Origin of the sequence: Psychromicrobium silvestre, assembly GCF_013408295.1 — a bacterium.
Taxonomy (GTDB): Bacteria; Actinomycetota; Actinomycetes; order Actinomycetales; family Micrococcaceae; genus Renibacterium; species Renibacterium silvestre.
Window position 1 is genome coordinate 150040 of the sequence record NZ_JACBYQ010000001.1, and the last position, 12330, is coordinate 162369.

The window sequence follows — 12330 nt, forward strand, 5'->3', positions numbered from 1 at the left end:
CGCTCAACTGCTGGAACGAATAACCAGCTCGGGGGTAAGCGAAATTGTCTGCCGGGCTGAACCGGGACTCTCGATGAGATCGAAAAGCAGCTTAGCTGCGACCCTTCCGGATTCCTCGAAGGGCTGGCGTACGGTACTGAGTTGCAGAGCGTCGGCCAGCGGGCCGTCGTCATACCCCAAAACCGCAATCCCTTCCGCTGCTTTCGCGTCCAGTTCACGCAGGCCGGCGAGAACGCCCGCAGCTAGATCATCATGGTTACCGAAAAATGCGGTCGGAGCCTTGGGGCCGGAGAGGAATCCGGCGAGTCCTTTCTGTGCCGACTCAACCTTTCCGTCCGGGATTTCGCAGTCGATCAGGACATATCCCGCATCGTTGCCGCCAACTTCGTCGAGGGCTCGGGCAACGCCGTCCCGGCGGAGCATTCCGGCAGAGATATAGCTTGAGGAGCGCTGGCGCTCGTGCAGGAAGCCAATCCTCCGGTGCCCTCTTTCGATCAAGTGCCGCCCGGCCAGATAACCGCCGTGCTCGTCATCTACCAACACCTGGCTGAAGAAATCCTGTAATAGGTCAACCGTCACCACGGGTGCACCCCACTTCAGGATGCGTTCCGCGCCGCTGGGGGAGAAAGGAAGCCCCATCACGATGATTCCATCGATATCTCCGCGTAGGGGGAGGGAATCCAGAAGCGGAGAGGCGGAGCTGACCACGGCCTCGTGATCAAAGACGCTGACCTCGATACCGCGAGCGGAGCAGGCCTCCAAGATGCCCATTAATCGGCGCCGGTACGATTCGTAGCTGCTGAAGGGGGCGAAAGTAGCGATCCGGGAAACCCCCTTTTTGGCTCGCGCGCTCGGCGTCCGGGCTGGCTGGTATCCGAGTTCTCCAGCAGCATCCAGGATTCGCTGTCGGGTGGCTTCATTGACCCGTTGGGGATGGTTGAAAGCCAGCGACACCGTGGAGATGCTTACTCCCACCCGCTCCGCAACGGCGTGAATGGTGGTGTCTGCTGCTCTGGGCATGAAGGTAACTCTAGCAATCGCCCTAGCCCGTTCCGGTAAGAGCGTCAGCGCAATGCTTGACATCGCTATCAGGTAGCCGCCGAGGAGCTACGGAAGCATCTTGGTACTCCCGTCCTGGAACAACACGAGGCACTGCGGAAAGGGATATGAGATGCGGTTGGATCACACCGTTGCGCAGGCTGCGCAGCTGCTTGCTTCCCGAGGACTGGCCGAGGTTGAACAAAACGAAGATAGGCTGCTCTACCGACGCAATTTCCAGGAATTCGAGGAAAAATCCTGAAAACTTCTCAGCATCGACGATCCCGAGGTGCCGGTTCGCGAGGTGGCCGTGGCAGTGGCGGGCCATCCTGACGTTCCACTGCGGCTGCACTATCCGCCGGGCTATGATCCGCGGAACCCGGCTATGGCTGAGCTGCTACTGGTGCTCAGCTTCTTTGGTGGAGCCTTCGGCAAGGTGGTTTTGACGCCCCCGGAACATCCCTGGCTCGCCGCAGCAGAGCAAGGCTATGCAGCCCTGGACTGGGTGCATCGCAACGCCGAACAGCTAGGAGCTCGCGCGGATCGAATCGTGGTGGCCGGAGCCTCCTCGGGGGGGGGGGGGGGCAAATTTGGCTGCCGTTACCACCCTGATCAACCAAGATCGAGCCAAGACCCCCTACCGCGCAGATCCTGGAGGTGCCATCATCCGACCTATCCCGAGGGCATCTGGACTTTAGCATGTTGGCCGAACCTGGCATAGATCCGGCAGCCACAGAGGCCGGGCTGCGGAGAGTGATTGAACACTACCTGCCGGAGCCGGAGGACAGGTTACATCGCGATGCCTCACCCTGCTGGTTCAAGACCTCTCAGGTTGCCGCCAGCCTGGCGACGCTCGGCGCGGGTGGGGTAAGCGTGCAGCTGCGGCTCAATGAGCTAGTTCCGGACACCAAGAACCAGGTGCTCGCCATTATTGTCGGAATCTTGGAGCTCAACCTTGCTGACCGCCGTCGGCCTAGTGGTGGCCATCAGCGCCAGCGAGATGCCGCAGTTCCTGGTCGGCATCGCGATTGCTGGGATGGCTCAGGGCGCGTTTATCTCGGCGGAGGTGGCGATGATGACCGAGGTGCTGCCCAAGGGCACCGAATCCGGTAAGTATCTCGGCGTGGTCGCACTGTCCTATCTCTTGGCGCAGATCCTGGTTCCGGTGATTTCGGTACCTTTGCTAGCCATTGGCGGAGGTGGCAGTAACTATCGGGCGCTTTTTGTTGCGGCCGTGGTGATGGCGGTACTGGGTGCGCTCTGCGTGCTGCCCATTAAAAAAGTTCGCTAACGAGGGGGATTAACGGAGTAAGCCGTTGATCAGAATCTCGGCCAACATCTCCGCCCAGGCTTCAATGCTCAGGGGTGGTCCGTCCGCTAGTAGAGTCAGCAGCGGGGCTTGGGCGGTGAATGAGGTCATTGCACTGACGGCGAACATCATCACGCCGATGGGGAGTTCTGCCACCCGCCCGCCCGCGGCGGCCTCGGTTAGTAGCGGGGAGAGAACCTCCTGGAACGGCCGGGCATAGCTTTGGATTAAGAAACGCAGCCGCTCCGAATCTCGGCTCGCTTCGTCATGGGCGATTCTTGAAGTCTCGGGGTGTCGGGCGGCCGCGAGCAGAAAAGACCGGACTACCTCGGCCAGCCGGTTCTCGGGACTGCCTGTGGCCTGTTCGAGGCTTTGTTGCACCTCCGTCCAGAGCTCGTTCTGCGCGTTCCCGACGACGGCTTTCCAGAACGCCAGCTTGGAGCCGTAGCGGTCATTGATGAAATTGTGGCTGACCCCTAGCCGGGTGGCTAGTTGGCGCACAGTGGTCCCGTCGTAGCCGAGTTCCGAGAAGGCTGACAGACCCCGGTCCAAGATTTCCCGCTCCTCGAGCACCGCGTTATCGGGAGTGGGGCGCCCTGATCCTCGCTGTGACATCTCTTCTCCTAGCTAACTTGACACCTGTCTGATATCGTAGCATGCTGATTTTATTAAATCTGACAGGCGTCAAGTTGGGAGCATGGAAATGGAACAACAAGCATTGGCAAGGACCGCAGGAGAAGATGCGGATTACCTCCGACTGGGAATCGCTAAGGACCGGATTGAACCCTGGGAGGATGGTGCTCGCACCGATAATAGTGCCGGTACTTACGAGTGGTGGTACTTCGATGCGCATCTCAGTGACGGCTCAAAGGTGGTGGTGAGCTTCCTGAACAAGATGATCTCAGAGGCGGATAAGCCGCTGGACCCAACCTTGATGCTCAACCTGGACCTCCCAGACGGTCGCAGTTTCGAGAAGGTGGCAAAGTTCGAAGCGAGCGAGTTCAGCGCGGCAAAGGACCATGCCGAGGTGCGGTTCGGCGACAATTCGCTGATCGGTGATCTGCGCAGCTACCGGATTGTTGCGGAGATTGAGGAAGTCAGCGTCGATTTCACCCTGCAGGCCGAAGTCCCTTCCTGGCGCCCCAAAACCGGACACATGTATTTCGGGCCGGGGGAGGAGAAGCTCTTTGCCTGGCTACCCTCCGTTCCGCAGGGAAAGGTGACCGGAAGCTTCACGGTGGCCGGGCAGCGCGCCGAGGTGACCGGCGTCGGCTACCACGATCACAACTGGGGCAATGTTGGACTGCCCAGCGTGATCCACGACTGGTACTGGGCGCGGGGCCAGGCCGGGCCGTACTCGGTGATTGCCTCCTACATCACCGCCCACGAGAAATTCGGCTACGAGGCCATCCCGATCTTCATGCTGGCGCAGGACGGCACAATCATTGCGGATGATTCGAAGCTAGTCCGTTTCGAGACCGAAGACATCCGGATCGATGATGTGACAGCGAAGCCGGTGGCAAATATCACCCGCTATAGCTACGACGACGGTGCGGATCGCTACCAGGTGACCTTCACTAGGAAGAACGATCTGAGCCGCAGCAAGATGATTGATGATGTACACGGCCCCAAGCGCGTTCTGGCCAAACTGGCCCGCTTTGACGGCGCCTATTTGCGCTTTTCCGGCGAGCTATCGATCAAACACTTCCGCGATTCAGAGCTGATCGAGGAGTACCAGGACGAGGCGATCTGGGAATTAATGTACTTCGGTCACGCCCGTTAGATCGCTTGTCTTAGATCGCGCGGTAGTCCTCGGAAAGCGCCGGGTAGTAGTCGTCCCAGAGCACGGAATTGACGTCCTCTCCGGCTTCGGCGGCCACTAATCGGTCCAGGTAATATTCCCAGCCTGGGCCGATGCTCGCCGCATCCATATCCGGCTCATAACGCTGCGCGAATCGCAGGGTGGTGCCGTTCTCGGCAGTCCGCAGGCTAATCGCCAATTGCCACACCATGCCCATATATTCGGACTCCACTACGTAACGCTGCTGTGGAGTGCATTCGAGCACGCGGTAGGTATTGGCGTCGGTGGAGCCTTCGGCAGTCATGTAGAAGTCTACCTGGCCGCTCGCCGGATCGCCTTCCCAACGGCCGATGAACCGATCTAGCGAGGCTGAATCGGTCACGACTCGCCAGCTTGCCGCGAGATCGCCCGATAGCTGGCGCTCAAGGACCATCCAGTCTGCGCCGTTTTCGGTTTCCCGGTGTCCGGTCATCTGAGCCATCTTTCCTCCTGAATAGCTTGTCTCATTCTTCTGTTGAATGAATTCTAGAGCCTCGCACTTGCTTGATCGCCCGGCTCGCTGTTGACTGGATGCAGCATACCGTTGGATCGAGAATGATCCAGGAAATCTCCAGAGAGGCCCCCGATGAGCAACGTTCCTGCCGACTTTTCCTACACCGCCGAGCACGAGTGGGTTTCGGCCCCCAGCGACGAAGGTGTCATCCGGGTGGGCATCACTGATTTTGCCCAGGATGCCCTGGGCGATGTGGTCTATGTTCAGGTTCCCGAAGCGGGCAGCAAGGTGACCGCTAATGAGGTCATCGGCGAGGTGGAATCGACAAAGAGCGTGAGCGATATCTTTGCCCCGCTCAGCGGTGAAGTGGTCGCCCGCAATGAGGGGCTCGACGGCGATCCGGCCTTGATTAATACAGATCCCTATGGAGATGGCTGGCTGGTTGAGATCAAACTGGAGGATGCTTCCTCCTATCACAGCTTGCTCAGTGCATCGGAGTACGAACAACAGGTAGGCTAGTCCAATAGCCGCCGGAGTTGGCGGTTTTATTTTTAGTTTTGTTTTAGTCGGTCTGATGAATTGAACGGGGAGAAGCGACATGGTTGGCAATGAGGACGACGCCGTGGATACGACGCCGGAAGAGGGCTCCGTGCCCACCGCCTCGGAGACCACCTCGATCCATTTTCCCGCTCGCGCCGTGGAGCAGGCGATCCCGCCGAATCTCAGCGCTGAAGAGCTTTCCGCGGTGGAGGCTTTGCCTCAGGGTTCCGCTCTGCTGATTGCCCACTCCGGTCCGAACCAGGGGGCGCGGTTCCTGCTCGATTCGGATGTCACCTTGGCCGGTCGTCATCCTGATGCCGATGTTTTCCTCGACGATGTCACTGTTTCCCGTCGGCATGTTGAGTTCCGGCGTGAAGGCAACGGTTTCCGGGTGGTGGATGCCGGTAGCTTGAATGGCACCTATGTTAATGGTGATCGGGTGGACTCCTTACTTTTGCGCAGCGGCAATGAGGTGCAAATTGGCAAATTCCGCTTGACCTACTACGCAAGCTCCGCTGCGTAAGAAGTGTCAATGAATCTGCAAAGCGCAAGGAATTTCGGCCCCGTCCGGAACCGCACCCCGCGGCCGGTCATTTTCAACATTGGTGAGGTGCTGGCTCAGCTGAGCGAGGATTTCCCCTCGGTGACGGCATCGAAGATTCGGTTTTACGAAGAAAAAGGATTAGTCACCCCGCAGCGGACCCCCGCCGGGTACCGACAGTTCACGGATTCGGATATTGAACGGCTGCGCTTCGTGCTGGCACTGCAGCGGGACCACTATTTGCCGCTAAAGGTGATTAGGGACTACCTGGATGCCATCGATCGCGGTGAGGGTCCGGAGAACGTGCCGCCCGGAGTGAGCGCCTCCATTGCTCCTCGGATGGTCAATCAAGAACTGAGCGCCGAGCTGACCGGACGAGTCCGTAAGCTCAGCGCAGATCAATTGCGTAGTGAATCCGGCGCCAGCGCCGAGTTGATCAATGCTTTGGTTAGTTATGGTTTGATCGAGGGTTCTGGTGGGCTTTTCGATGACCATGCACTTCGCGTGGCCAAGGCCTGTACTGCGCTTTCCGCACACGGTTTGGAACCGCGCCACCTGAGGCCCTTCCAGGCCGCTGCCGAGCGCGAATTCGGTTTGGTGGAGCGGGCCGTAGGCCCGCTCGTCTCCCGTCGTGACGGTGCTTCTCAAGCCCGGGCGGCAGAGGCGGCACGGGAAATCAGCGAACTCTGCCTCTCCCTGCATTCAGCTCTAGTGCAGGGGCATATCGCCAGGATGGACAGCTGAGCCGGATAGCGAGGGAGTCCAATGATTGAACTGGAACTTGTCGGCGTTCGGATCGAGATGCCCTCCAGCCAGCCGCTGGTGCTACTCAAGGAGGTTGCCGGTGAGCGGCATCTTCCAATCTGGATAGGCACCCCGGAAGCCTCCGCGATCGCTATTTCTCAGCAGGGCATGAAGCCGCCTCGACCGCTGACCCACGATTTGCTCTGCGACGTGATTACTGCGCTGGGCCGGAGTATCTCCCATGTCACCATTTCTGCGGTGGAAGATGCGGTGTTCTTCGCTAAGATCGTGCTCGACGACGGCACTACGGTGGATTCCCGGGCTTCCGACGCGCTTGCCCTGGCGCAGCGCGTCAAATGCACCATCTGGTGTGCAGAGGCCGTGCTGGACGAGGCGGGTGTGCTGATCAGTGATGCCGACGAGGATGCGCCGGACCCGGAAGAGGCGGAGCAAGAAGTGCAGCGATTCCGGGCTTTTTTGGATGATGTTGACCCCGAAGACTTCGCGAATTAGAGCTGGGTTCAAGTTAAAGCTGAGGCTTAAACTTTCGACACGCCCCAAGATTTTCTCGCATGTCTTTGACCAATCACTCTTGCGGTTCTAACGTCGAATAAGACAGTTCCCATTGCATGTCCGCGATTGTTTCGTCACACTGGAGTGAGAGTTACACCGATGAGCTTTCATCACAGTGACCACGAGACCCGGATATGCCTTCCGCGGGAACTTGATCAGAGCTTTAACAATGAAGCTTGAACAATGGAGGGTCCGATGAGTCCGAAAGGCGAGGCTGGCGAGCTGAAACACGCCGCCAATCCCAGCACAGCCATACCGGCTGGCGCACAGGGGTTGCTTTTCACCGAGGATTTACCTCTCCTGGATGAGGACGCAGGCTACCGTGGGCCTACCGCCTGCAAAGCCGCAGGCATCACCTACCGGCAACTCGACTACTGGGCGCGCACCGGCCTGGTCGAGCCAACCGTGCGAAATGCGGCCGGTTCAGGCTCACAGCGGCTCTATGGCTTCCGTGACATCCTGGTGCTCAAAGTCGTCAAACGTTTGCTCGATACCGGGGTATCCCTGCAGCAGATCCGGGCAGCCGTTGATCACCTGCGCGAGCGCGGAGTGGATGATCTGGCGCAGATCACCCTGATGAGTGATGGTGCCTCTGTCTATGAATGCACCTCGGCCGATGAAGTTATTGACCTGGTCCAAGGTGGACAGGGTGTTTTCGGCATCGCCGTAGGCAAGGTCTGGCGGGAAATCGAAGGAAGTCTCTCCGAACTGCCCAGCGAGCATGCTGAGGATCAGTCCTTCCCGGATGATGAGCTGAGCAAGCGCCGCGCGGCGCGAAAGATCTCCTAACTCACTCCGATGACGGCTGGCCTTCGAAGCCAGCCAACTCCAATCAGCGAGCGCTCTTAGCGCTGCCGCTGACCGCCGTCGAGAACCTTCTGCAGCAACTCGTCAAAGCCCGAGGCCGCCGTTTTGGCGCTCTCTCCAGGCCAGTGATGGATCGCCCGGGCAGCGCCCTGGATCTGTTGCCAATTGGATTGCTCGGCAATCGTGGGATTGAGCAAAAGCGAGCCAAACATGGTGGACATCTCATTGAGCCGGTAGCTGTGCTCGGCGGAAGACTGGCGAACCCGATTGGCCACAATGCCTGCCGCAGACAGCCCGGGCGCAAACTCATTACGGAACAAATCGATGGCCCTTAGGGTGCGCTCGGTACCGGCCACCGAGAAAAGGCCCGGCTCGGCCACCAAAAGCACCCGGTTAGAGGCGGTCCAGGCTATCCGGGTCAAACCGTTGAGCGAGGGCGGGCAGTCGATCAGCACCAGCTGATAGGGCGGCTTGGAGCTAATTGTGCGCTCCTGACGCCCCAGCCCAGCCAAAACGGTGGAGAGCCTGCGTAGATCTCGCCGACCCAGATCCGGGCGGTCGTAGATGCCTGCGTAGGCTGAGCCGACGGCGACGTCGAGTATTCGGGGCCCCTCGCCGCCGCGGATTGCTGCCTGAGCAACCCAGCCGCTTGGCACCACCTGGGCAGCTAAATCGGCGCGTCGCGGATTCCGCAGCAACTGACCGATGTCCTGTTGGGCGCCGGGTGCGACGCTCAGACCGGTGGTGGCATCGGCGTGCGGATCAAGATCGATCACCAGGGTAGGGATTCCCGCTGCAAGAGCTGCCGAGGCCAGCCCAAGGGTTACCGAGGTTTTGCCGACGCCGCCCTTGAGAGAGCTAATACTGACTACCTGCACTCGAGATCCTGTCATTGAAATCAACTTCACACTGCGCCCTATGTGTCGGAGAACACCAAAGCTCCACATAGAATACTGTGGAATCTTCGCGCAGCCTCTTCTCATCATATGTTGAGCGCCTGCAGATGCCGACAGCTTGCTAAGGGGAAAGACATGTTTTCCAAGATCTTGGTTGCCAATCGAGGCGAAATCGCCATTCGAGCCTTTCGGGCGAGTTATGAGCTGGGCGCTAAAACCGTGGCCGTTTTCCCACAGGAAGACCGGAACTCAATCCACCGCCAGAAGGCAGACGAAGCATATTTGATCGGTGAGGAGGGTCACCCGGTCCGGGCTTATCTGGATGTCGCGGAGATCGTTCGAGTGGCCAAGGAATCCGGGGCGGACGCCATCTATCCGGGTTACGGCTTCCTCAGCGAGAACCCGGATCTGGCCAGGGCCGCAAAAGAAGCTGGCATTACCTTTGTCGGCCCGCCCGCGGAAGTCCTGGAGTTAGCCGGTAATAAGGTTTCGGCACTCAAAGCAGCGCGCGCCGCCGGAGTCCCGGTGCTCAACTCCTCCGAACCCTCCAAGGATTTGGACGAACTGATCGCCGCGGCGGATGAGATCGGCTTCCCGATTTTCGCCAAAGCGGTAGCAGGCGGTGGCGGTCGCGGGATGCGAAGGGTGGAAAGCCGGGAGGAACTGCCGGAGGCACTTCGTGCGGCGATGCGGGAGGCAGATGCCGCCTTCGGCGACCCCACCATGTTCTTGGAGCAGGCGGTATTGCGGCCACGGCACATCGAGGTGCAGATTCTGGCCGATGCGCAGGGCAATGTGATGCATCTTTTCGAGCGCGACTGTTCCTTGCAGCGCAGGCATCAAAAGGTGATTGAGATCGCACCGGCCCCGCAATTGGACGATTCGATCCGGCAGGCGCTCTACCGGGATGCCGTGGCTTTCGCCAAGGCCCTGGGCTACGTCAATGCCGGGACCGTGGAATTCCTTGTCGACACGGCGGGGGAGCGAGCCGGGCAGCACGTCTTCATCGAAATGAATCCGCGAATCCAGGTGGAACATACGGTGACCGAGGAAATCACCGATGTGGATCTGGTGCAGGCACAGCTCCGGATCGCAGCCGGTGCCACTCTGGCGGACCTGGGGCTGAGCCAGGAGACGGTGTTCATCAAGGGTGCCGCCCTGCAGTGCCGGATCACCACCGAGGACCCAGCGAACGGCTTCCGGCCCGACGTCGGCAAGATCACCGGCTACCGCTCTGCTGGCGGCGCTGGGGTGCGCTTGGACGGCGGTACGGTGTACTCCGGTGCCGAGATTTCCCCGCACTTCGACTCAATGCTGGTCAAGCTCACCTGCCGCGGACGGGATTACCCCGCTGCGGTGGCCCGTGCCCGCCGAGCGCTGGCCGAGTTCCGGATCCGCGGAGTCTCCACCAACATTCCTTTCCTGCAGTCGGTGCTGGACGATCCGGATTTCATCGCCGGTAACGTAGCAACCTCCTTTATTGAGGAGCGTCCCGAGCTACTCAAGACCCACGCTTCGGCGGATCGTGGCACCAAGCTACTGAGCTGGCTGGCTGACGTCACCGTGAACAAGCCACATGGCGAGCTCAAGGTGCATTCCGATCCGGCCTTGAAACTGCCCTCCTTGACCGGCCTGACCGGCTTGCCCGGCGGGGAGGCGGCATCCGGCTCCCGGCAGCGGCTTGCGGAGCTGGGCCCCGAGGGCTTCGCCGCCGAGCTACGTGCCCAACAGGCCGTAGCGGTCACCGATACCACCTTCCGAGACGCCCACCAGTCCTTGTTGGCCACCCGGGTGCGTACCCGGGATCTGGTTGCCGCTGGTCCGGCGGTATCGGCGCTGACTCCGCAATTGCTCTCCGTGGAGGCTTGGGGCGGCGCTACCTACGATGTGGCGCTGCGATTCCTCGGCGAGGATCCCTGGGAACGGCTTTCCGCGCTGCGTCGCGCATTGCCCAATATCTGCCTACAGATGCTCTTGCGTGGTCGCAATACAGTCGGCTACACGCCCTACCCTGAGGAAGTCACCGAAGCCTTCGTGCAGGAGGCAGCGGCCAGCGGCATCGATATTTTCCGTATCTTCGACGCGCTCAACGACGTCAACCAGATGGCTCCGGCCATCAAGGCGGTACGAGCCACCGGTACCGCAGTGGCCGAAGTGGCGCTGTGCTACACCTCTGACATGCTAGATCCCGAGGAAAAGCTCTACACCCTCGATTACTACCTGGAGCTTGCCGATCGGATCGTGGCAGCCGGGGCTCATATCCTGGCGATCAAGGACATGGCTGGGCTGCTGCGCCCCGCCGCCGCCGCGAAGCTCGTCTCCGCGCTACGTGAGCGCTTCGACCTTCCGGTGCACCTGCACACCCACGACACGGCAGGTGGGCAGCTAGCAACCCTGCTAGCGGCTGTGGATGCGGGAGTGGACGCCGTGGATGTTGCCTCGGCAGCGCTGGCTGGCACCACCAGCCAGCCTTCGGCGTCGGCCTTGGTAGCGGCGCTGGCCCACACCCCGCGAGACACCGGGATCTCGCTGGCGGATGTGAGCGCCTTGGAACCCTACTGGGAAGCCGTCCGAAGGGTTTATGCGCCCTTCGAATCCGGTCTGCCGGGGCCCACCGGGCGGGTCTACCAGCACGAGATTCCCGGCGGGCAGCTATCCAACCTCCGCCAGCAAGCCATCGCGCTAGGACTGGGGGAGCGCTTCGAGGCGATCGAGGACATGTACACCGCTGCGGATCGGATTCTGGGCCATCTGGTCAAGGTCACTCCGTCCTCCAAGGTGGTGGGCGATTTGGCTCTGCATCTGGTTGGCTTAGGGGCAGACCCGCGGGACTTTGAGCAGAACCCACAGAACTATGACATTCCGGATTCGGTCATTGGCTTCCTCTCCGGAGAGCTGGGCGACCCGCCCGGAGGCTGGCCGGAGCCGTTCCGCACCAAAGCTCTACAGGGCCGGGTGCTGAAATTCCGGGATGTTGAACTGACCGAAGAGGATCAAAGGGCGCTGGCAGCCGACTCGACGAGCCGTCGTGCGGCGCTCAACCGATTGCTCTTTGCCGGGCCTACCAAGGACTTCCTGACGGTCAGGGAGAGCTTCGGAGACGTTTCGGTGCTGGACACCCGGGATTACCTCTTCGGCTTACAGCGCGGCCAGGAGCATGTCATCGCCCTGGGCAAGGGTGTCCGACTGATCGCTTCCCTGGAAGCTATCTCAGATCCGGACGAAAAGGGCATGCGACTGGTGATGTGTACGCTCAACGGCCAATCCCGGCCGGTCAGCGTGCGGGATAAGAGCATCGAGTCGAAGGTCAAGACAGCCGAGAAGGCCGACCCGAATCAACCCGGCCAGATCGCCGCCCCCTTCGCCGGCGCGGTCACCCTGGTGGCTAGTGTTGGCGATGCCGTTTCTGCGGGTGACACGGTAGCCACCATCGAGGCGATGAAGATGGAAGCCTCTATCACCACGCCGGTGGGCGGCAAGATTGGCCGTGCCGCCATCGCTCAGGTGGAACATGTCAACGGTGGTGACCTACTCCTGGTGGTGGAGCAGTAAGACTTGGACGGCCTGGGTCAGGGTAAACCTGGCTCA

At 60.5% G+C, this 12330-nt stretch carries 14 protein-coding genes; 10 read left to right on the plus strand and 4 right to left on the minus strand.

Features of this window, described 5'->3' with window-relative positions:
- Nucleotides 1-3: 3 nt before the first annotated feature.
- A complete protein-coding gene (locus FHU41_RS00740) occupies nucleotides 4-1020 on the minus strand; it encodes a LacI family DNA-binding transcriptional regulator (RefSeq protein ID WP_179387765.1) in 1017 nt (338 codons plus the stop codon).
- Nucleotides 1021-1171: 151 nt separating this feature from the next.
- Here FHU41_RS00740 and FHU41_RS15240 point away from each other — a divergent pair, with 151 nt between their 5' ends.
- From FHU41_RS15240 to FHU41_RS00750, 3 genes are all read left to right on the plus strand, one after another.
- Nucleotides 1172-1300 (plus strand): hypothetical protein, encoded by a 129-nt coding sequence (locus tag FHU41_RS15240; RefSeq protein ID WP_281360501.1) that lies wholly within the window; start codon nucleotides 1172-1174, stop codon nucleotides 1298-1300.
- Between the two features lie 123 nt (nucleotides 1301-1423).
- Nucleotides 1424-1759, plus strand: coding sequence for an alpha/beta hydrolase fold domain-containing protein (locus tag FHU41_RS15455; protein WP_425503273.1), 336 nt, complete (start codon nucleotides 1424-1426; stop codon nucleotides 1757-1759).
- A 210-nt stretch (nucleotides 1760-1969) separates the two neighbouring features.
- On the plus strand, nucleotides 1970-2329 hold the full coding sequence (locus tag FHU41_RS00750; RefSeq protein ID WP_179387767.1) for an MFS transporter: 360 nt from the start codon (nucleotides 1970-1972) through the stop codon (nucleotides 2327-2329).
- A gap of 9 nt (nucleotides 2330-2338) precedes the next feature.
- Here FHU41_RS00750 and FHU41_RS00755 read toward each other — a convergent pair whose 3' ends face one another.
- Nucleotides 2339-2962, minus strand: a complete 624-nt coding sequence (locus FHU41_RS00755; protein ID WP_179387768.1) for a TetR/AcrR family transcriptional regulator — start codon at nucleotides 2960-2962, stop codon at nucleotides 2339-2341.
- Nucleotides 2963-3050: 88 nt separating this feature from the next.
- Here FHU41_RS00755 and FHU41_RS00760 point away from each other — a divergent pair, with 88 nt between their 5' ends.
- Nucleotides 3051-4130, plus strand: coding sequence for a lipocalin-like domain-containing protein (locus tag FHU41_RS00760; protein WP_179387769.1), 1080 nt, complete (start codon nucleotides 3051-3053; stop codon nucleotides 4128-4130).
- 10 nt (nucleotides 4131-4140) lie between these two features.
- Here the strand turns inward: FHU41_RS00760 and FHU41_RS00765 are convergent, their stop codons facing one another.
- On the minus strand, nucleotides 4141-4629 hold the full coding sequence (locus FHU41_RS00765) for an SRPBCC domain-containing protein (RefSeq protein ID WP_179387770.1): 489 nt from the start codon (nucleotides 4627-4629) through the stop codon (nucleotides 4141-4143).
- A gap of 144 nt (nucleotides 4630-4773) precedes the next feature.
- On the opposite strand from FHU41_RS00765, the gene gcvH reads away from it, so the two are divergent.
- The 5 genes from gcvH (at nucleotide 4774) to FHU41_RS00790 (ending at nucleotide 7828) form a co-directional block, all read left to right on the plus strand.
- Nucleotides 4774-5160 carry a glycine cleavage system protein GcvH gene (gcvH, locus tag FHU41_RS00770; RefSeq protein WP_179387771.1) on the plus strand — a complete coding sequence of 129 codons (387 nt, stop codon included), beginning with the start codon at nucleotides 4774-4776 and terminating at the stop codon, nucleotides 5158-5160.
- Between the two features lie 79 nt (nucleotides 5161-5239).
- A complete protein-coding gene (locus FHU41_RS00775; RefSeq protein ID WP_179387772.1) occupies nucleotides 5240-5704 on the plus strand; it encodes an FHA domain-containing protein in 465 nt (154 codons plus the stop codon).
- Nucleotides 5705-5713: 9 nt separating this feature from the next.
- Nucleotides 5714-6466 (plus strand): transcriptional regulator FtsR, encoded by a 753-nt coding sequence (ftsR, locus tag FHU41_RS00780; RefSeq protein ID WP_179387773.1) that lies wholly within the window; start codon nucleotides 5714-5716, stop codon nucleotides 6464-6466.
- A 21-nt stretch (nucleotides 6467-6487) separates the two neighbouring features.
- Nucleotides 6488-6979 (plus strand): bifunctional nuclease family protein, encoded by a 492-nt coding sequence (locus tag FHU41_RS00785; protein ID WP_179387774.1) that lies wholly within the window; start codon nucleotides 6488-6490, stop codon nucleotides 6977-6979.
- Between the two features lie 255 nt (nucleotides 6980-7234).
- Nucleotides 7235-7828, plus strand: coding sequence for a MerR family transcriptional regulator (locus FHU41_RS00790; protein ID WP_179387775.1), 594 nt, complete (start codon nucleotides 7235-7237; stop codon nucleotides 7826-7828).
- A gap of 56 nt (nucleotides 7829-7884) precedes the next feature.
- Here the strand turns inward: FHU41_RS00790 and FHU41_RS00795 are convergent, their stop codons facing one another.
- Entirely contained in the window at nucleotides 7885-8724 is an 840-nt protein-coding gene (locus FHU41_RS00795) for a ParA family protein (RefSeq protein WP_343046208.1), read from the minus strand.
- A 153-nt stretch (nucleotides 8725-8877) separates the two neighbouring features.
- Between FHU41_RS00795 and FHU41_RS00800 the strand changes: the two genes are divergently transcribed.
- Entirely contained in the window at nucleotides 8878-12294 is a 3417-nt protein-coding gene (locus FHU41_RS00800; protein WP_179387777.1) for a pyruvate carboxylase, read from the plus strand.
- Nucleotides 12295-12330 lie beyond the last annotated feature (36 nt).